The sequence below is a fragment of the Fibrivirga algicola genome, assembly GCF_011742925.1.
Classification (GTDB): Bacteria; Bacteroidota; Bacteroidia; order Cytophagales; family Spirosomataceae; genus Fibrella; species Fibrella algicola.
The window spans coordinates 179,810-198,404 of record NZ_WAEL01000008.1 but is presented as its reverse complement, the minus strand read 5'-3'; the positions used below and the strand labels follow the sequence as shown (position 1 = coordinate 198,404).

General features: G+C 52.1%; 18 protein-coding genes. 15 read left to right on the top strand and 3 right to left on the bottom strand.

Annotated features, from left to right (window positions below; genetic code table 11):
• The first annotated feature begins 8 nt into the window (after nucleotides 1–8).
• From F7231_RS20895 to accC, 7 genes are all read left to right on the top strand, one after another.
• Nucleotides 9–563, top strand: coding sequence for a YceD family protein (locus F7231_RS20895; RefSeq protein WP_166693516.1), 555 nt, complete (start codon nucleotides 9–11; stop codon nucleotides 561–563).
• 115 nt (nucleotides 564–678) lie between these two features.
• Nucleotides 679–873 (top strand): 50S ribosomal protein L32, encoded by a 195-nt coding sequence (gene rpmF / locus F7231_RS20890; protein ID WP_085412879.1) that lies wholly within the window; start codon nucleotides 679–681, stop codon nucleotides 871–873.
• A 211-nt stretch (nucleotides 874–1,084) separates the two neighbouring features.
• Nucleotides 1,085–2,029: a phosphate acyltransferase PlsX gene (gene plsX / locus F7231_RS20885; protein WP_085412880.1), complete on the top strand. Its 945-nt coding sequence runs from the start codon at nucleotides 1,085–1,087 to the stop codon at nucleotides 2,027–2,029.
• 19 nt (nucleotides 2,030–2,048) lie between these two features.
• Nucleotides 2,049–3,032 (top strand): beta-ketoacyl-ACP synthase III, encoded by a 984-nt coding sequence (locus F7231_RS20880; protein ID WP_085412881.1) that lies wholly within the window; start codon nucleotides 2,049–2,051, stop codon nucleotides 3,030–3,032.
• Nucleotides 3,033–3,133: 101 nt separating this feature from the next.
• Nucleotides 3,134–3,697 (top strand): elongation factor P, encoded by a 564-nt coding sequence (gene efp, locus F7231_RS20875; RefSeq protein ID WP_085412882.1) that lies wholly within the window; start codon nucleotides 3,134–3,136, stop codon nucleotides 3,695–3,697.
• 116 nt (nucleotides 3,698–3,813) lie between these two features.
• Nucleotides 3,814–4,296 carry an acetyl-CoA carboxylase biotin carboxyl carrier protein gene (gene accB, locus F7231_RS20870; protein WP_166693406.1) on the top strand — a complete coding sequence of 161 codons (483 nt, stop codon included), beginning with the start codon at nucleotides 3,814–3,816 and terminating at the stop codon, nucleotides 4,294–4,296.
• Nucleotides 4,297–4,401: 105 nt separating this feature from the next.
• A complete protein-coding gene (gene accC, locus F7231_RS20865; protein ID WP_085412884.1) occupies nucleotides 4,402–5,745 on the top strand; it encodes an acetyl-CoA carboxylase biotin carboxylase subunit in 1,344 nt (447 codons plus the stop codon).
• A gap of 76 nt (nucleotides 5,746–5,821) precedes the next feature.
• Here accC and F7231_RS20860 read toward each other — a convergent pair whose 3' ends face one another.
• From F7231_RS20860 to F7231_RS20850, 3 genes are all read right to left on the bottom strand, one after another.
• On the bottom strand, nucleotides 5,822–6,253 hold the full coding sequence (locus tag F7231_RS20860) for a LytR/AlgR family response regulator transcription factor (protein WP_085412885.1): 432 nt from the start codon (nucleotides 6,251–6,253) through the stop codon (nucleotides 5,822–5,824).
• A 208-nt stretch (nucleotides 6,254–6,461) separates the two neighbouring features.
• Nucleotides 6,462–7,286, bottom strand: a complete 825-nt coding sequence (locus F7231_RS20855; RefSeq protein ID WP_085412886.1) for an outer membrane beta-barrel protein — start codon at nucleotides 7,284–7,286, stop codon at nucleotides 6,462–6,464.
• 99 nt (nucleotides 7,287–7,385) lie between these two features.
• Complete coding sequence (locus F7231_RS20850; protein WP_085412887.1) at nucleotides 7,386–8,741, bottom strand: SGNH/GDSL hydrolase family protein; 1,356 nt, start codon at nucleotides 8,739–8,741, stop codon at nucleotides 7,386–7,388.
• A 235-nt stretch (nucleotides 8,742–8,976) separates the two neighbouring features.
• Here F7231_RS20850 and lysM point away from each other — a divergent pair, with 235 nt between their 5' ends.
• The 8 genes from lysM (at nucleotide 8,977) to F7231_RS20810 (ending at nucleotide 18,532) form a co-directional block, all read left to right on the top strand.
• On the top strand, nucleotides 8,977–9,447 hold the full coding sequence (gene lysM, locus F7231_RS20845; protein WP_085412888.1) for a peptidoglycan-binding protein LysM: 471 nt from the start codon (nucleotides 8,977–8,979) through the stop codon (nucleotides 9,445–9,447).
• A gap of 152 nt (nucleotides 9,448–9,599) precedes the next feature.
• Nucleotides 9,600–11,747, top strand: coding sequence for a bifunctional aldolase/short-chain dehydrogenase (locus F7231_RS20840; protein ID WP_166693405.1), 2,148 nt, complete (start codon nucleotides 9,600–9,602; stop codon nucleotides 11,745–11,747).
• 57 nt (nucleotides 11,748–11,804) lie between these two features.
• The gene (locus F7231_RS20835) at nucleotides 11,805–13,079 is read left to right on the top strand and encodes a sugar isomerase (protein WP_166693404.1); all 1,275 of its coding nucleotides are present in this window, start codon (nucleotides 11,805–11,807) and stop codon (nucleotides 13,077–13,079) included.
• A 120-nt stretch (nucleotides 13,080–13,199) separates the two neighbouring features.
• Nucleotides 13,200–14,621, top strand: coding sequence for an FGGY-family carbohydrate kinase (locus tag F7231_RS20830; protein ID WP_166693403.1), 1,422 nt, complete (start codon nucleotides 13,200–13,202; stop codon nucleotides 14,619–14,621).
• 33 nt (nucleotides 14,622–14,654) lie between these two features.
• Nucleotides 14,655–15,407 (top strand): (Fe-S)-binding protein, encoded by a 753-nt coding sequence (locus F7231_RS20825; RefSeq protein WP_166693402.1) that lies wholly within the window; start codon nucleotides 14,655–14,657, stop codon nucleotides 15,405–15,407.
• Nucleotides 15,407–16,801, top strand: coding sequence for a lactate utilization protein B (locus tag F7231_RS20820; protein ID WP_166693401.1), 1,395 nt, complete (start codon nucleotides 15,407–15,409; stop codon nucleotides 16,799–16,801). The genes F7231_RS20825 and F7231_RS20820 overlap by 1 nt, the downstream gene beginning before the upstream one ends.
• A gap of 10 nt (nucleotides 16,802–16,811) precedes the next feature.
• The gene (locus tag F7231_RS20815; protein ID WP_229370183.1) at nucleotides 16,812–17,444 is read left to right on the top strand and encodes a LutC/YkgG family protein; all 633 of its coding nucleotides are present in this window, start codon (nucleotides 16,812–16,814) and stop codon (nucleotides 17,442–17,444) included.
• A 71-nt stretch (nucleotides 17,445–17,515) separates the two neighbouring features.
• Complete coding sequence (locus F7231_RS20810; RefSeq protein WP_085412894.1) at nucleotides 17,516–18,532, top strand: GntR family transcriptional regulator; 1,017 nt, start codon at nucleotides 17,516–17,518, stop codon at nucleotides 18,530–18,532.
• The last annotated feature ends 63 nt before the right edge of the window (nucleotides 18,533–18,595 follow it).

Genomic DNA, 18,595 nt, shown 5'->3' with positions numbered 1-18,595 from the left:
TGATTGAGGTGAACGAACTGCGGCAATACGATATCAATATCATTGGTTTGGAGCCAAAACGCTACGAATACGACTATTCGTCGGGCGAAGCGTTTTTTCAAGCCCTTGAGCAACAGCTGATTAAAAAAGGTGAGGTGCAGACGCACCTGACCCTTGATAAGTCAGAGACCATGATTCGTCTGGACTTTTCGATCACTGGATCAGTGGAACGTACCTGTGACCGGAGCCTCGATTTGTACGATGAACATATAGATACGCGTCAAACGCTGTTTTTGAAGTTCGCCGATCGCAATGAGGAGCTAACCGACGAAATCGAACTGATCGAGCGGAACACCGCAACCATCAACGTAGCCCGCTACATATTCGATTACATCGTGTTGTCGATGCCAATGAGAGGACTTCATCCCCGTTTTCGTGAGGAAGACCAGGACGATGATCAACTGGATGGTAAATTGATTTATTCGTCTGACGCAGCAACTGAAGCTGAGGAGGATGAAACAAACGAAGAAAAAACCGTGGTGGATCCCCGTTGGGAGGCCCTGCGTAAATTGAGTAATAACTAAAACAACTGTTTGGCGTTTGCCGGTTTACCGGTTCGAGTTGTTATCCCGCCGCAAGGTGTCTAGGTGTACAATCGATGGAAACCCCAAACATCAAACGTCAAACTGATAACTACTTATGGCACACCCCAAACGCCGCCACTCGACTACTCGCCGCGACAAACGCCGGACCCACTACAAAGTAGAAGCTGTAACGCTGGCTACTGATTCAACAACGGGTGAAGTTCACGAGCGTCACCACGCCCATGTATTTGAGGGTAACCTCTTCTATCGTGGCAAAATGATTGTTGAAGGATACCGACCTACGGTGTAAAGCCCGGTTGGTTCCCGACTCTGCCGGGGAGGGTTTTTTCGCCGAAAAAGCACCTTCCTGCGGTACATTCATCGCATGAAGTGAGAAAGTATTTCGCCGACATCGGGTCTAAGATGAACGCGGAATACTTTTTTATTGCCCCTCGGCTACTAATTTTACGCGCCCAATACCTAACTCTGCCGGATATTGGCACATTAAGCTGCTCGATAAAATGAAGATTGCCGTGGATGCCCTGGGTGGCGATTTTGCGCCGGAAGCAATTATAGAAGGCGTTGCTGCTGCCATAAAAGCTGGTCTGCCCGATGATGTTACCCTTGTGTTGATTGGCCCTGAAGCAGTACTAACAGCACAACTTGACCGATTGGGATTGACTAATCATCAAGCTATCACGCTAATCCAGGCTGATGAAGTGATTGGAATGGGCGAGCACCCAACCAAAGCCCTGTCACAAAAACCTAATTCGACCATCAGCATTGGGTTCAAATTATTAAAAGAACGCCAGATAGACGCGTTCTGTAGTGCAGGAAACACCGGGGCTATGCACGTGGGCGCTCTGTTCAGCATCAAAGCCATTGAAGGTGTTATTCGGCCCTGTATTGCAGGTTTTGTACCCCAAATAGACGGTAGCACGGCCGTAATGCTCGATATAGGGGCCAATGCCGATTGCAAGCCCGAAATGCTGGCTCAGTTTGGTGAACTCGGCTCGATCTATACAAAGCACATGTTTGGCATCGATGTTCCCCGGGTGGCCCTGATGAATATCGGCGAAGAGGAACAGAAAGGTTCGCTCGTGGCGCAGGCCGCTCACCAACTTCTGAAAGAATCGCGTCGCATCAACTTTGTTGGCAACATTGAAGGGAAAGACATGTTCATGAACCGTGCAGATGTCATCGTTACAGATGGTTTCACCGGTAACTCCCTGTTCAAGCTTGGAGAGTCTTTTTTTGCCGTGGCCACACAGCGAGGGCTAAAAGACGATTTCATTGATCGGACCAACTATGAATCCATTGGTGGGAGCCCAATAATTGGCGTGAACGGTAACGTTATCATTGCCCATGGTATCTCCTCACCTACGGCAATTAAAAATATGCTCACGCTGGCCATTCGGCAGGTAGAGGCAGATGCCCACACAAAAATTGCCTTGGCGCTTAAGTGAGTCTCCCGTAACATACTATATGATGAAAGCAGCAATTACCGGTGTCCATGGCTACGTACCTGACTATATATTGACCAATGCCGAACTGGAGCGGATGGTCGATACCAACGATGAGTGGATCACCTCCCGCACGGGCATCAAAGAACGCCACATACTCAAGGGAGAAGGTATGGGAAGTTCGCACATGGGCGCTGAGGCTGTTCGTGGGCTACTGGCGAAAACCAACACGGCCCCCGAAGAAGTTGACTTACTCATCTGTGCTACCGTTACCCCCGACTACGTTTTCCCGGCCACTGCAACGCTCATCTGCGAGATGACGGGTATTCGTAATGTGGGCAGTTTCGATATCCAGGCTGCCTGTTCAGGTTTCCTATATGCACTAACCGTAGGAACACAGTTTATTGAAAGCGGCAAATACCGCAAGGTGATCGTTGTGGGGGCCGATAAAATGTCGGCCATTACCGATTATACAGACCGCACAACCTGTGTGCTATTCGGCGACGGCGCTGGCGCTGTATTGCTCGAAGCGGCTGAAGACGGATATGGTGTAATTGACTCGATCATCCGTTCAGACGGTGTAGGGCAGTATCACTTGTTCCAGAAAGCAGGTGGTAGCCGGTACCCACCCACACACGAAACCGTTGAAAAGCGATGGCATTATGTGTATCAGGACGGTCCATCGGTGTTTAAGTTTGCCGTGAAAAACATGGCTGACGTATCTGCCGAGATCATGCAGCGAAACAACCTCGATGGAGGCGATGTGGCGTGGTTGGTGCCGCATCAGGCTAACAAACGAATTATCGACGCCACGGCCAACAGAATGGGAATTGGTTCAGACAAGGTGATGCTCAATATTCATAAGTATGGCAACACCACAGCTGCCACTATTCCACTCTGCCTGTTTGACTATGAGTCGCGGTTGACCAAAGGCGATAACTTGGTGCTTGCAGCCTTTGGCGGCGGGTTCACCTGGTCGGCAGTATACGTGAAGTGGGCCTACTAAATGAATTTGCAGTTTGCAGTCTTCAGTCTTCAGTTGCGCTGCAAAGTCATCTTTATCAACAAATGAAGCAACTGAAGGCTGACAACTGACAACTATTTTTTATGGCAACGACCGCAGATATTCGGAACGGCTTAGTTATCAATCATAACTACGACCTATTTCAGATTGTTGAATTTCAACACGTTAAGCCCGGCAAAGGTGCCGCTTTCGTTCGTACGAAGCTGAAAAGCCTGACCACTGGCCGGGTTATCGACAATACCTTTAACTCTGGAGCAACAATTATTCCAGTTCGGGTTGAACGTCGAAAATTCCAGTATCTCTACAAAGATGAGGCAGGTTATAACTTCATGGATCAGGAAACATTCGATCAGATTAATATCGATGAGAAAATCCTTGATCAGTCTGATCTGATGCGGGAAGGTCAGGAGGTAGAGATTCTGATGAATGCCGAAAACGACACCCCCTTAACCTGCGAGCTACCTGTCTCGGTAGAATTAGAGGTAACTTATGCTGAGCCAGGTCTGAAAGGCGATACATCGAGCGGTGCCAAAAAGCGCGTCGAGGTAGAGTCTGGGGCTATGATTAACGTCCCCTTGTTCATTAATCAGGGCGACAAAATCCGCGTCGATACCCGCACACGGGAATATCAGGAACGAGTTAAGTAAAAGCAGTTTACCGTTTTCAGTTGCTGTTTCCGATGCTGCCGCAAACAAGCTAAGCAGCGCGCGAGCTGCGCAACTGAAAACAGCAAACTGAAAACGGTAAACCCTTTTTTCAAGATATGAGCACACAAGACATTCAACAACTAATTGATTTCATCTCGAAATCAGGCCTCGATGAGGTGAAAATTGAGACTAGCGAGCTTAAGATCAACGTGAAGCGTTCTGCAACGCCAACGGTGATAGCTGCTTCGGCTCCAGCTCCGCTACCGGCTGCCCCAGTGGCAGCACCTGTGGCGCAACCTGTGGCTACGCCTGCCGCGGCTGCACCCGCTCCGGTTGCTGCTGAGGCGTCTGCTTCGAACCACGTTACCATCAAATCGCCAATGATTGGCACATTCTACCGGTCGGCAAATCCTGAATCCCCTATGTTCGCAGAGGTGGGTGACGAGATCAAGCCTGGTAAAGTGGTTTGTATCATCGAGGCCATGAAGCTCTTCAATGAGATTGAAGCCGAGATCTCGGGCCGTATCGTGAAGGTGCTGGTTGAAAATGCTACGCCTGTCGAGTACGATCAGCCGTTGTTTATTGTCGAACCCATTTAAGTTTGCTGTTTGCTGGTTGCCGTTTACAGTTGCTTTGCTTATCTACGATGATTGAGTTGGCAAAGCAACTGCAAACGGCAACCAGCAAACGGTAAACTGTTTTTTATGTTCAAGAAAATCTTAATTGCTAACCGGGGCGAGATTGCGTTGCGGATCATTCGTACCTGCCGCGAAATGGGCATCCGTACGGTGGCTGTTTACTCAACAGCTGATCGCGACAGCCTCCACGTTCGCTTTGCCGACGAGGCGGTGTGCATTGGCCCACCAGCAAGCCGCCAATCGTACCTCAACATTCCGAGTATCATTTCTGCAGCTGAAGTAACCGGGGCCGATGCGATTCACCCGGGTTACGGTTTTCTGTCAGAGAATGCAGAGTTCTCGCAAATCTGCGCCGACTACGGTATCAAGTTTATTGGTGCCACTGCCGAGCAGATCAATAGCATGGGCGATAAAGCTACGGCGAAAGCTAGCATGCGCGCGGCAGGTGTTCCTGTTATCCCGGGTTCAGATGGCCTTTTAGAGTCAATTGAACAGGGAAAAGAGCTGGCCGCCGGTATGGGCTACCCCGTAATTATTAAAGCCACGGCAGGTGGCGGCGGACGGGGCATGCGGATTATTAAAGCCGAAGCCGACTTCGAAAAAGCCTGGAACGATGCTCGTACAGAAGCGGGGGCTGCCTTCGGTAATGATGGCTTGTATCTGGAAAAGTTTGTTGAGGAACCCCGTCACATTGAAATTCAGATCGTCGGCGACCAGTATGGTAAGGTATGCCATCTGTCGGAGCGCGATTGTTCAATTCAGCGGCGGCACCAGAAATTGCTGGAAGAGACACCGTCACCTATCATGACCGATGACCTTCGGGCACGCATGGGTGAAGCGGCTATCCGGGGAGCTCAGTCGATTGGGTACGAAGGGGCCGGTACGGTTGAATTCCTGGTGGATAAGCACGGTGATTTCTACTTCATGGAGATGAACACCCGAATTCAGGTAGAGCACCCCATTACGGAAGAGGTAACTGATTTCGATCTGATCAAAGAGCAGATCAAAGTAGCGGCGGGCGTACCGATCTCAGGAGCCAACTATACGCCAAAACTGTTTGCGCTTGAGTGCCGCATCAATGCCGAAGATCCGGCCAATAATTTCCGGCCATCGCCGGGTAAAATCACGAACCTGCATTTTCCAGGTGGACATGGTATTCGGATCGACAGCCACGTGTATACCGGGTACGTTATTCCACCCAACTATGACTCGATGATTGCCAAGCTGATCGTTTCTGGTCAGTCGCGGGCCGAGGTGCTTACCCGGATGAAGCGGGCCCTACAGGAATTTGTTATTGAAGGCATCAAAACCACAATTCCGTTTCATATCAAGTTGATGGATGACCCTGGTTTTCAATCGGGCAATTTCACTACCGCTTTTCTCGAGGGCTTCGACTTTTCTGATCTGTAAATCAAGTCCACAAGTCAATACTAAAAGCCACGCCTGACTAATTCAGGCGTGGCTTTTTTGTGATCTCAACTACGTGTCAGGCGAGATTCTGCCGGGCAGTGGTCATGCGCTGGTACCACTTTACCTGACGACGCGTTAATGGAAGACGTCGGCGCGAAATGGCAATAGGTTGGTTGCCTTCCAGAAGGAGATATGGATGCGTGTCGCTGAAATTAGTTTCAGCCAGATACGCCAGATTTATAATGGTCGACTTGTGCACTCGGCAAAAAACAGAGTCCATCAAATCAGGTTCGAGTCGCTTTAACGTTTTCGAAGAAAGGTAGCGCTTGTTGTCTCGAGTATGGATGTACGTATAGTTGCCTGCTCCTTCCAGCCAGACTATATCAGCAAAATTCAGGACAAGTAGCCGGTTACGGAAGGGGAGTTCCAGGTGTGTAGGGACTACTGCACGAACCGATTTATTGGCAGGCAGTAGAGAGGTGACAGGAGCATGACAGAATGAAATCATAACAGGATAGTTGGTTGTTTAAGAGGTTCATATGTAAAACTACCCACAGTGTTGCAGGCTAAAAACCACTATCCGCCGAAGGCGTAGAAACCGGTTGTCAGGCGTAGATTAAGCTGTATGAACTGTAGCTGAACTGCCAACGTATCAACAAAAAGGGGCCGTACTACACTAGTACGGCCCCTTTTTGTTGATACGTTGGCAGTCGTTTTTATGGAATCTTGATGCCTGCTGTTACGGTAGCAATTCCCAGGAATCCCTTGATGTTTGTGTCGCGGTATACGCCACCCGCTGGAACAGCATACCGTACATCAAGGTCGAGCCAGCGGAGAGGTGATACACCCAATCCGGCTTCCAGCGCCCAGCTGAACCGTTTTACCTCCAGATTAGCAGCTTCGCGACGACTCAACAGGTTGGTTGTTTCGGGCGTGGCCGGAATCGGGATAGCAGTCGCGAAACCGATGGCAGCATTCGGATTAATCTGCCCCTGAGTACTGCGCTGCGCCTGCGATTTGTTGACAAACAATAGGGTTGGGCCCATGTATACCCGCAGGCGATCGCGCAGCAGGCGACGCCCGAACAGCACAGGTACGTTGAACGACTCGATTGATGATTCAGACGTAACATCAACCGTGGCGTTGAGAAGGCCAGGGGCAAAGCTGATTGGCAACTGCGCAGTCAGGCTCGAATTGGCGTTTACGTCAAGAGTCAGATTCGTGCGTTGTTTGAGCACGTACCTATTGTAGGTTAACTCAACCTGCACATACCCTTTCCGACTGTAATTATTGAAGCGGACAAATGCGCCGCCTGTATACCCTACACCGGTGCCATTGCGTTTGTTGTCGATCTGCGGAACCTGCACGCCCACGATACCCGTTGGCTGCGCTGGAATAGTCGTGTATCCGTGAACAAAGGTAGGTCCGCCTTTTATGCCCACTTCAATAGACCGGATAGGTGATTGGGCAAGCGATTGGGCCATTGATGCTGTTGATGCCAACAGCAGAGCAGCAGTTAATGAATAGAAAGAATATCTCATGTGTTAATTAATGACTGTTAGACCCAACCTGTTTCGAGCGGTATAGTGAATTGGCGAATAGCCGATAAACCAGAACCGGAAGGCTGCATCTGAGAGTGGTTAAGGTTGAACCAGCACTTTGCGGTAGCGCGTTGCGTCGACCTGCGGAACAGAGGCGCTGTACTTTGCATTGATGCTTTTTATGATCTCGTTGGCTAGCAATGCGTAGCCAGCAGGCGTAAAGTGGATGCCGTCGAGGCTCAGTACGCCACCCTGAATGTAGCCGAGATTGAAGGTAACGCCGTTCTGCACAACACCACCTGAGGCAAGCTGAGTGGTCAGCGTGTTGATATCGACCCACGCTAGGCTACGGGCGTCGGCCTGCGCTTTCATGATGCCGTTATACTCGTCGATTTTGGCGTTTACTGCCGCCACTTCTTCGGCGTCGAGTACCAGCTGATTTGCCAGTGGGTTGGTTGCTGACAAGCCATAAGCACCCACTTTGGTACCAACATCCGTGCGACCAATGGTAGCGTAAGCCGCTTGTTGACTCAGTAGGAGTAAATCACCTGCTTTCGTGGCACGAACACCGCCCGGAGCTAGCGGAGACTGAATAACCAGGGCTGGAACGGCTGGTGCACCCGGATTGGCTGCCTGTACGGCGGCTGTTACCCGCGCCAGTATCTGTGCCAGTGTTACTGTTTGGAAGAACGCCGCCGTAGTGACTTTCGGAATACCAATTACAACTCCCTGCCGACCATTGGCATTGAGCGTGCCGAGCAGTGCAGTGTAATTGGCCGTGAACAATGGCGTTGGGGTGAATGGCGTAACACCTCCTGTAGTTGCGTAACCGAGGGCGTCGTTGTTCCCCATGAAGCACGAAAAGAAAGTCGCGTCGGCGACGTTATCCCCCACATATTGCAGGTACGTGCGGTTTGGCGTAAAATCGGGCAGGATACGCTCGAAATACGGATTGCCAGCGGCTGAGCCGTAACCGGGCGTTTGAATATCGCCCATCCGAATACCGGGTACACCCAGGTTGTTGATAGGGCCCGTATATTTAGTAAACAACGGCTGTCCATTAGCCAGGCCACGAACGGCCTGCGGGGCCACCTGGGCTGTAACGGGTAAGCCACCTGAGGCTACCGTAGGCAGGCTGGTCAATTTAAGGTAACCCGTTCCTGCAGCTTGTTCGGCAGTGAAAAGAGGCTGGTTGAACGTACCCCCATTGACCAGTCGAAATTGCTGGGCTAGGATAGACGGATAGGAGTTAAGCTGTCCTTCACGGTATAGGCCGCCATCGGCATACCCGGCTGTCAGGGAATTGCCTACTGCCACGTATTTTAAAAAGTTTGCTGTTCCGGCCGATATTGGATCCGTGCGCCGGGCTAGATCGTCTTCATAACAGCCTGTTGTACTGGCCATAAGCCCAAGGAGGGCCATCCAACGCAACGGGTAAGAAATGCGAAGTTTCATAAAAAATAGAAAAATTATACGAATGATTGACACTTTGTTCAGACAAAGGTACTTATACTCTATTCAGCGGTGGGTGCATTAGATAGAATTCATTCGAGTTTAATGAGGAGTTTTTGCCCGGTTACAAGGTGACATTAGAACAATAACCTCGTCTATCTGTTGGTTTGTAGGGCGAAAGCGCGTTGTTTGTGCCTGTGTTAAACCAATTTTTCACACTTAATCTTTTTGTACACATATGGGTCTGTTAAGTTTTTTCAAAGGTGTTGGTGAGAAAGTCTTCGGTAAGTCAGAAGAAACACCAGCCGCAACTCCTGCCAGTGCTGATCCGGAGCCACTGAAAGCCAGTGCCTTACTCAACCACGTTAAGCAGCTTGGCCTCGCGTATCAAGCGCTGACGATCAAAACTAAAGGCGATACTGTGACCATCGAAGGCCGGGTAGCCAAGCAGGAAGACGCGGAGAAAATTGCCCTGGCAGTTGGTAATGTGGAAGGTGTAACGGTTGTTGATAACCAGTTGGTAGTCGACAGCCCAGAACCAGAGGCTAAGTTTCACACAGTTGAAGAAGGCGATACCTTATCGGCTATTTCTAAGAAAGTGTATGGCGACCCAATGAAATATGGTATCATCTTCGAAGCAAATAAGCCAATGCTGAAAAGCCCGGATTTGATCTACCCTGGTCAGGTACTGCGGATTCCGCAACTGTAAGTCAGTTAGATACGATAATAAAAGGCCCACTTTGTCTTATAGAAGTGGGCCTTTTTGGATTTAACCGGTAGGGAGGAGGAGGAAACTAAGTCTGGAGGCAGTAAGTACGTTTGTGTTGAATCTTCTTTAAAGCAACACATCGAGTTAGTTGTATGCTAAACCAAACTCACGTTTTCAACCACGTCAGTTACCTCTGGGATGAGGCTAAGGCTGCCGAACTGGCTACTGGCGAACCCCACGATCGTGAGGTAGCCTTACTTATATACCGCTCAAACCTGCTAGGCGCCGATCTCCGGCTTACCAATTATGGCGGCGGAAACACCTCGTGCAAAGCGGTGGCAAAAGACCCGCTGACCGGGAAACCCACCGAAGTAATGTGGGTAAAAGGATCGGGTGGCGATATTGGTACGCTTACACGCTCGGGACTGGCTGCACTGTACGTAGACCGGCTACGAAGTCTGGAAGGTATTTACCGAGGAATCGAGCAGGAAGATGAAATGGTTGAGCTGTTCAACTACTGCCTGTACGACCTGGCTTCAAAAGCTCCTTCAATTGATACGCCTTTACACGGGTTTCTGCCCTTCGCCCATATCGATCACCTGCATCCCGACGCCGCCATTGCCATTGCCGCCGCCAAAGACGGTAAGCGCATTACTCAGGAACTGTTCGACGGTCAGGTTGGTTGGGTTGATTGGCAAAAACCGGGTTTCGATCTGGGCCTGCAACTGCGCAACTGCCTGGACGAAAATGCCGCCAATGGCATTCAACTACGGGGTATCATGTTGGGCTCGCACGGTTTGTTTACGTGGGGCGATACAGCCTACGAAAGCTACATCAATACACTGGAGGTTGTAGAGCGCTGTGCTGAATACATCGCCTCGCATACGGGTAAAGACCGCCCGGTGTTTGGTGGTCAACGCATCGAGAGTGCCGCTCCCGACGCCCGGCTCGCTCAGGCAGCGCAACTGGCTCCGATCCTTCGTGGGCTGTGTAGCAGTGAGCGTCACATGATTGGCCATTTTACAGACGATGACCGCGTGCTGGAGTTCACCAACTCAAATGACCTGTCGCGCCTGGCCCCGCTGGGTACGTCCTGCCCCGATCACTTCCTGCGGACCAAGATCAGCCCACTGGTACTGGAACTTGCCCCCGACGAAGCTGTAACCGATACGGCCGCCATTCAGGAGCGGCTTGCTCCGGCATTCGATGCGTACCGGGCTATGTATCAGGAGTATTACGACATGTGCAAACACCCGAATAGCCCCGCCATTCGCGACCGCAACCCGGTAGTGTTGCTGTGGCCGGGTGTGGGTATGTTCACCTTTGCCAAAGACAAGCAGACTGCCCGTGTAGCCGCCGAATTTTATATCAACGCCATCAACGTGATGCGCGGGGCCGAGGCTATCTCTGAGTACACGTCATTACCCCGTCAGGAGGCGTTCAACATCGAGTACTGGCTGCTCGAAGAAGCGAAGCTTCAGCGGATGCCCAAACCAAAACCGCTGTCGGGCAAGATTGCCCTGGTAACTGGCAGCGGCGGTGGTATTGGTAAAGCCATTGCCAAAAAATATGCGCAGGAAGGTGCCTGTGTCATTCTGAACGACATCGATCAGGATCGCCTCGACTCGTCGAAAGCTGAGTTTGTGAAGGCGTTTGGTGCCGATGTGGTAGCAACTACTACCCTGAACGTAACCAATGCGGCCAGCATCGCCGAGGCGTACAAGGCCGCCTGTCTGGCCTTTGGCGGAGTCGACATCGTGGTAAACAACGCAGGTATCAGCATTTCGAGGCCCATCGCCGAGCACACCATCGAGGAGTGGGACCGGCTGTACGATATTCTGGTGAAAGGCCAGTTTATGGTCACCCAGGCCGCCGTAGGCGTAATGCGGAAGCAGAAAATGGGTGGTGATATCGTGAATATCGTGTCGAAGAACGCACTGGTAGCTGGGCCAAACAATGCAGGATACGGGTCGGCCAAAGCGGCGCAACTACACCTGAGCCGGTTAAACGCGGCCGAACTTGGTGGCGATCACATCCGGGTCAACACGGTGAACCCCGACGCCGTTATTTCCGATTCGAACATCTGGGCTGGCGGTTGGGCCGAAGGGCGCGCCAAAGCATACGGTATCACGGTGGCTGAGCTACCCGCTTATTATGCCAAACGTACCTTGCTCAACGAAGTCATTCTGCCCGATGATATTGCCAATGCCTGCTTTGCGTTTGTGGGCGGTCTGCTCAATAAATCAACTGGTAACGTCCTGAACGTCGATGGCGGCGTAGCCATGGCGTTTGTTCGATAGCTAATAAGCGGTTTCCGGTGGTCATTGATCACCGGAAACCGATAACTTTTCCTTCCCATGAACCTCAATCAGAACCAACTACAAGACCACAACGCCAGCCTGCTGGCCGGGCATCAACGCAAACTGGCTCCCTGGACGGGCGAACTGGAAAATGCGGAAGCCGTTATTCAAAAGCTTGTCGATTTTCAGATTGCCATTCCAAGCTGGGCCTTAGGCACGGGTGGAACGCGCTTTGGCCGGTTCCCCGGTGGCGGTGAACCACGTTCGCTGGAGGAAAAAATGGATGATGTGGGGCTACTCCACGCCCTGAACCGGAGTAGCGGTGCTATTTCGCTGCACATTCCCTGGGACGTACCCAGCGACGTGGCTGCCATACAGCAGCAAGCGTCGAAACTGGGGCTGCGGTTCGACGCAGTTAACTCCAACACCTTCCAGGATCAGCCCGACCAGGCGTTGAGCTACAAATTCGGCTCACTGCAACACGCAGACCGTGCCGTTCGGCAGCAGGCAATCGACCACAATATCGAGGTAATCCGTCATGGTGTGGCGCTGGGTTCGAAATCGCTGACGGTCTGGCTGTCAGACGGATCGTGTTTCCCCGGTCAGCTGAACTTCCGCAAAGCGTTCTCGCGGACCCTCGAGAGCCTGCACGCCATTTATGAGGCACTGCCCGACGACTGGAAAGTATTTGTTGAGTACAAGGCATTTGAGCCTAACTTCTATTCGATGACTGTTGGTGATTGGGGTAGCAGCTATCTGTACGCCAGTAAGTTAGGTAAGAAGGCCTATACCCTGGTAGATCTTGGCCATCACCTGCCTAATGCCAATATCGAACAGATTGTGGCTATTCTACTGCAGGAAGGTAAGTTAGGCGGTTTCCACTTCAACGACTCAAAATACGGCGACGACGACCTGACGGTGGGGAGCATCCGGCCGTACCAGCTGTTTCTGATCTTCTGCGAATTGATCGAAGGTATGGACGCCTGTGGTATGAATCACGCCGATGACCTCGGTTGGATGATCGACGCCAGCCATAATGTGAAAGACCCGCTTGAAGACCTGTTGCAGTCGGTAGAGGCCATTCAATTGGCCTATGCCCAGGCCTTGCTGGTCGACCGGGCAGCGCTTGAAGAAGCCCGTGAAGCAAACGACGTAGTGCGGGCGCAGGAGCTGCTGCAGGACGCGTTCCGCACGGATGTTCGTCCGTTGGTAGCCGAGGCTCGTTTGCGGGCGGGTGGCGCGCTGAATCCGCTGGCGTTGTTCCGTCAACTCGATGTACGTGGACAGCTTATTGGCGAACGCGGTTTGAAAACAATAGCGACAGGACTTTAACATTAATGAGTGAAACAGGGAAAGAGTGAAGGGGGCTAACGCTATCTTAGGCTTACTGTTCGCCCTTCCTTCTTTCTGGTATACGACAGTCACGCTTTCACTCTTTTCCTCTTTCACTCGTTGAAAACGCCCGTAATCGCCGTCGTAGATGTCGGCAAGACAAACAAGAAGGTATTTCTTTTTGATCGACAGTATAAGCTTGTTTGGGAGCGCTCAGAGCAATTGACTGAAGCAGTTGATGAAGAAGGCGACCCGTGCGAAGACCTCGAGAAGCTTATCGGCTGGGCGTTGGCCGCCGTTCAAGATGTGCTGGCCATGCCTGAGTTTGATGTGCAGGCCCTGAACTTCACGACCTACGGAGCCAGTTTTGTGTATGTCGACAAAGACGGTAAGCCGGTTGGCTGCCTGACCAATTACCTGAAACCGTATCCGGAGGAGCTTCGCGATCAGTTTTACAACCAGTACGGCCCCTCTGACCAGCTTTCGGTAGCTACGGCTTCGCCCGCGCTCGACAGCCTGAATTCGGGACTGCAACTGTATCGACTGAAACACGAACGCCCCGATCTGTATGAGCGGGTTGCCTATGCCCTGCACCTGCCGCAGTACATGAGCTACCTGATCACCAACCAGCCGGTAGCCGAAATGACCAGCATTGGTTGCCATACCATGCTCTGGGATTTTCAGCGGGCCGATTACCACAATTGGGTAAAGCAGGAACAACTAGACGGGCGTTTGTCCGTTCTGGCTCCGTCCAACAGTGTCAATACAGTATCTATCGGGGGTAAATCCTTGAAAGTAGGCGTGGGACTACACGATTCATCGTCTGCCCTTATTCCGTATCTGGCCTCATTTCGCGAGTCGTTCATCCTGATTTCTACGGGTACGTGGTGCATCAGTATGAATCCGTTCAATACCGATCCGCTCACGGCCGAAGAGCTCCAGTATGACTGCCTCTGCTACCTGACTTACAAAGGACAGCCAGTAAAAGCGGCGCGGCTCTTTGCGGGTAATGAGCACGAACAGCAGACCAGGCGGTTGGCCTCGCATTTCAACGTACCTGAATCGCATTACAAGCGGGTTGCCTATGATGCCGCTTTGATCGACCAGCTTCAGCACGCCCAGTTGGCCGAAACAGAGGGTGACGATAGCTGGCTGGGCATGACACCACCCGCGACTATTCCGCCGTTTACCCAATCGGCGTTTGTCCGACGCGATCTGGCAATCTATCCGGATTATGAAACGGCTTATCATCAACTGATGCTCGATCTGATGGCGCAGCAGTTGATTTCAACGGCGCTGGTTATTCCCGGCGATTTGGTTGGGCCCATAACCCGGATCTTTGTCGATGGTGGATTTAGCCATAATTCGATTTACATGAACCTGCTGGCGTCGGCTTTCCCCGACGTAGACATTTGGGCGGCATCGGTTGCCCAGGCTACCTCGCTCGGTGCTGCGCTGGCAATTCATGAGCATTGGAACTCCGGCCCAATACCCGACGATTTAATCGATTTAACCTATTATCCGGCTCCGCAGGCTGACTAGCGGAGTAAACGACACCTTTCGGTAGTGCTTTCCATGAAGATAGGCTTATTCATACCCTGTTACGTTGACCAGTTTTACCCGCAGGTGGCAAAAGCTACACTGATCTTACTCGGAAAACTGGGTTGTACAGTTGATTATCCGCTTAACCAAACCTGCTGTGGCCAGCCAATGGCCAATTCGGGCTACGCCCACCTGACGGGCGGCTGCGACGATAATTTTATCCGGAATTTTGGCGGATACGATTATGTCGTGTCGCCGTCGGGAAGCTGCACGCTGCATATCAAGCAGCATTTGCACGGCCACAATGCCGCCACCAACGGCGATGCCGCCGACATTCGGGGGCGTGTGTATGAACTCACCGAATTTCTGACCGATATTCTGAACGTACAGGCATTACCGGCCCAAAGCCAGGTACGTCCCCTGCGCGTTGGGCTACACCAGAGTTGTCACGGTCAGCGTGGACTGCACCTGTCGCCCATGTCGGAGCTGATGGGGAAGCAGGGGTTTTCTAAACCCGAAAAGTTGCTGCGAATGGTCGATGGACTTGAGTTGGTGGATCTGGATCGCCGCGACGAGTGTTGTGGATTTGGCGGCACCTTTTGCGTCGTTGAAGAGGCTGTATCGGCCAAAATGGGTAAAGACCGGGTGGCCGATCACCTGCGACACAACGTCGACGTAATTACGGGCGTCGACGTGTCGTGTCTGATGCACATGGAAGGTATTTTGCGCCGCCAGGGAAGTACAGTGTCTGTGAAGCACATTTCGGAGTTGTTGGTAAACGAATAATGAACACTAAATCGCACCCTGAGGCGGCCGTTGTCTTCAATAAAGACGAGGCACGCGTTGACTGGCATGACGAAACGCTTTGGTTTGTGCGCAGTAAACGCGACCGGGCGGCCCAATCTATACCCGAGTGGGAGGGACTGCGTGAAGCGGCCTCGCAGATCAAAAACCATGTGTTGTCGAACATGCATGACCTGCTGTTGCAGTTTGAGCAGAACGCGACTAAAAACGGCATTACAGTTCACTGGGCCGCCGATGCCGCGGAGCACAACGCCATTATTCACCAGATTCTGCGGGACAATGGCGTTAATCAGCTAGTGAAATCGAAGTCGATGCTGACGGAAGAGTGCCACCTGAACGAATACCTGAAGGAGCACGGCGTTGACGTAATCGACTCGGATCTGGGCGAACGCATTGTGCAGATGCGGGGCGAAGCACCCAGCCACATTGTGTTGCCCGCCATTCACCTGAAGCGGAGCGACGTGGGCGATACATTTCATGAACACCTGGGTACCGAAGCAGGGGCAACCGACCCGCAATATCTGACAGAAGCCGCCCGGCAGCACCTGCGCGATACGTTTCTGACCCGCCGCGTGGCCCTAACGGGTGTCAACTTTGCCATTGCCGAAACAGGCGGGTTTGTGGTGTGTACCAACGAAGGGAACGCCGATATGGGCGTGCACCTGGCCGATGTGCACATTGCCTGCATGGGCTTCGAGAAAATCATTCCCCGCCCCGAACACCTGGGCGTATTTCTGCGGCTATTGGCCCGCTCGGCCACCGGGCAACCGATTACTACGTTTTCGAGTCATTTCCATAAAGCCAGAAAGGGACAGCAGATTCACCTGGTGATTGTCGACAATGGCCGGAGCCGTCAGCTTGGTCGGGCCGATTTCCGCAATTCGCTGAAGTGCATTCGGTGTGCGGCCTGTCTGAATACCTGCCCGGTGTACCGGCGTAGTGGTGGCCACAGCTACCATACAGCCATTGCCGGGCCGATCGGGTCTATTCTGGCGCCCAATCTCGACATGACTAAAAATGCCGATCTGCCGTTTGCCAGCACGTTGTGCGGATCGTGCAGCAACGTGTGTCCTGTAAAAATCGATATTCACGAGCAGTTGTACAAATGGCGACAGGTACTGATGCAGGAAGGCCACGGCCCCGCGGCGAAGACCGTTGCCATGAAAACAATGGCAAGTGTGCTTGAGTCGCCCCGGCTATACCGGATGGCGGGTAAAGTAGGACGCGGTGTGCTCCGGTTTGCGCCTTTCGTCGCCTCTAACAGCTTGAATCCTTGGTACAATCAGCGCGAAATGCCCGAACCGCCCAAAGAGAGTTTTCGCGACTGGTACGTAAAAAATGAACGTAATGCTGAAGCTCCAGTTTCGGCTGAGTAACGACGTATAGATGGCCGAAGCTGGAGTTTCGGCACTACCCAACCAAATGACGTCCCGCGATAAGATATTGGCCACTATTCAGGCCAATCAGCCCGAGAGGCTGGCCCTGCCCGAGCAGTTTACTTTCGAAACAACGTACCCAGACCTGGTTACTCAGTTTGCCGAGGTACTGGCTTTTGTGGGCGGAAAGGTCGTGACCGTGGCCGATTATGATGCCATCACCACGTACCTGCGCGACGTCTACGCCGACGTTGTGAACATTGGCACTACCCTGCCCGAACTGGCTGGTGTTGCCGACGTTGACCTGACGACGATTACTGACCCGCATGACCTGGCCGGTCTGAATCTGGCCATAATTGGTGGGCAGCTTGGCGTGGCCGAAAACGCCGCTATCTGGGTCGACGAACGGCAAATACCATCGGCCTTACGGGCGTTGCCTATGATTACGCAGTACCTGGCTATCGTGATTCGGCAGGCCGATCTGGTCACCAACATGCACGAAGCCTACCGGCGAATTGAGGTGGCTGCCACTGGTTTTGGGACGTTTATTTCCGGCCCCTCGAAGACCGCCGACATTGAGCAGAGCCTGGTGATTGGCGCCCACGGCGCACGTGGGCTGACCGTCTTTATACTAAATGACTAGGCTCCGTTAGCCGATGCGGCGATGAATGCGGTACTTTTGTGGGAGCACCTCACTGGTTTGTACCACAGCCAATGCTTCAGCAGATTGCCATCAACGACTTTTCGAGTACGCCTAAGTACCTTCAAATCTACAATTCAATCACCGAAGGTATCCGGAATAAAGATATTCTGCCGGGGGATAAGCTGCCGTCCATTTTCGAGGTATGCGCCGAATTCGACGTGTCGAAACGGACAGTGGAACGGGCGTATGACTTGCTGAAAGAGAAGAAAGTAATCGAGTCGACGAAGGGGAAGGGATCCTACATCAGTGACCTCGAAATCAACCGGGCGCTGAAAGTTTTTCTGCTATTCAATAAGCTCAGTGCCCACAAGAAGATCATTTACGACGCCTTTACCAGCGAACTGGGCCCCGACGTACCTATCGATTTTTTTATCTACAACAACGATTTCAGGCTCTTCAAAACGATCTTGCCGAATCACGCCCACGGCTATACGCACTATGTCGTCATCCCTCACTTCTACGAAGGCGGCGAACGGGCCGTTGACCTGATCAACACCTTGCCTAAGCACAAACTGGTAGTTATGGACAAGTTGATTACGGGGCTGCACGGTAAGTATTCGGCGGTATATCAGGATTTTGAAAACGACCTTGTTCAGGCGCTTGTCCGTGCGTTACCGCTGCTCCGGAAATACGCCACCCTGAATATTCTTTTTCCCGACTACACCTATCACCCCGAAGGGATTCTGGCGGGGTTTCATCGATTTTGCAACGAATATGGCTTTCAGGCGCATGTCACGCCCGACATTGCGTCGGTGGATATCATGCCCGATTGTGCCTACATCAACCTGATGGAGGAAGACCTGGTTACGCTGATCAAGAAGATCAAAGAAACGCCTTACCAGGTGGGGCGTGAGGTAGGGATTCTGTCGTACAACGAAACACCCCTGAAAGAACTGTTGCTGGATGGCATTACGGTAATCTCGACCGATTTCGCGCAAATGGGGCGTACCGCTGCCCAATTGGTAATGGGCAGGGTGGCTGGTCAGATCAAGAACCCGTTTCAGCTTACGGTACGAAAATCATTGTAGGTACGTTGCTGCCTGTAGCACGGCCTTTAGTCTGTTTTTGATGGACGCAAAAACAGACTAAAG

Excerpts from the sequence above, each read along its gene's own strand:
- rpmF (WP_085412879.1), top strand. The coding sequence starts at position 679 with ATGGCACACCCCAAACGCCGCCACTCGACTACTCGCCGCGACAAACGC.
- plsX (WP_085412880.1), top strand. The coding sequence starts at position 1,085 with ATGAAGATTGCCGTGGATGCCCTGGGTGGCGATTTTGCGCCGGAAGCA.
- F7231_RS20880 (WP_085412881.1), top strand. The coding sequence starts at position 2,049 with ATGATGAAAGCAGCAATTACCGGTGTCCATGGCTACGTACCTGACTAT.
- efp (WP_085412882.1), top strand. The coding sequence starts at position 3,134 with ATGGCAACGACCGCAGATATTCGGAACGGCTTAGTTATCAATCATAAC.
- accB (WP_166693406.1), top strand. The coding sequence starts at position 3,814 with ATGAGCACACAAGACATTCAACAACTAATTGATTTCATCTCGAAATCA.
- accC (WP_085412884.1), top strand. The coding sequence starts at position 4,402 with ATGTTCAAGAAAATCTTAATTGCTAACCGGGGCGAGATTGCGTTGCGG.
- F7231_RS20860 (WP_085412885.1), bottom strand. The coding sequence starts at position 6,253 with ATGATTTCATTCTGTCATGCTCCTGTCACCTCTCTACTGCCTGCCAAT.
- F7231_RS20855 (WP_085412886.1), bottom strand. The coding sequence starts at position 7,286 with ATGAGATATTCTTTCTATTCATTAACTGCTGCTCTGCTGTTGGCATCA.
- F7231_RS20850 (WP_085412887.1), bottom strand. The coding sequence starts at position 8,741 with ATGAAACTTCGCATTTCTTACCCGTTGCGTTGGATGGCCCTCCTTGGG.
- lysM (WP_085412888.1), top strand. The coding sequence starts at position 8,977 with ATGGGTCTGTTAAGTTTTTTCAAAGGTGTTGGTGAGAAAGTCTTCGGT.
- F7231_RS20840 (WP_166693405.1), top strand. The coding sequence starts at position 9,600 with ATGCTAAACCAAACTCACGTTTTCAACCACGTCAGTTACCTCTGGGAT.
- F7231_RS20835 (WP_166693404.1), top strand. The coding sequence starts at position 11,805 with ATGAACCTCAATCAGAACCAACTACAAGACCACAACGCCAGCCTGCTG.
- F7231_RS20825 (WP_166693402.1), top strand. The coding sequence starts at position 14,655 with ATGAAGATAGGCTTATTCATACCCTGTTACGTTGACCAGTTTTACCCG.
- F7231_RS20820 (WP_166693401.1), top strand. The coding sequence starts at position 15,407 with ATGAACACTAAATCGCACCCTGAGGCGGCCGTTGTCTTCAATAAAGAC.
- F7231_RS20815 (WP_229370183.1), top strand. The coding sequence starts at position 16,812 with ATGGCCGAAGCTGGAGTTTCGGCACTACCCAACCAAATGACGTCCCGC.
- F7231_RS20810 (WP_085412894.1), top strand. The coding sequence starts at position 17,516 with ATGCTTCAGCAGATTGCCATCAACGACTTTTCGAGTACGCCTAAGTAC.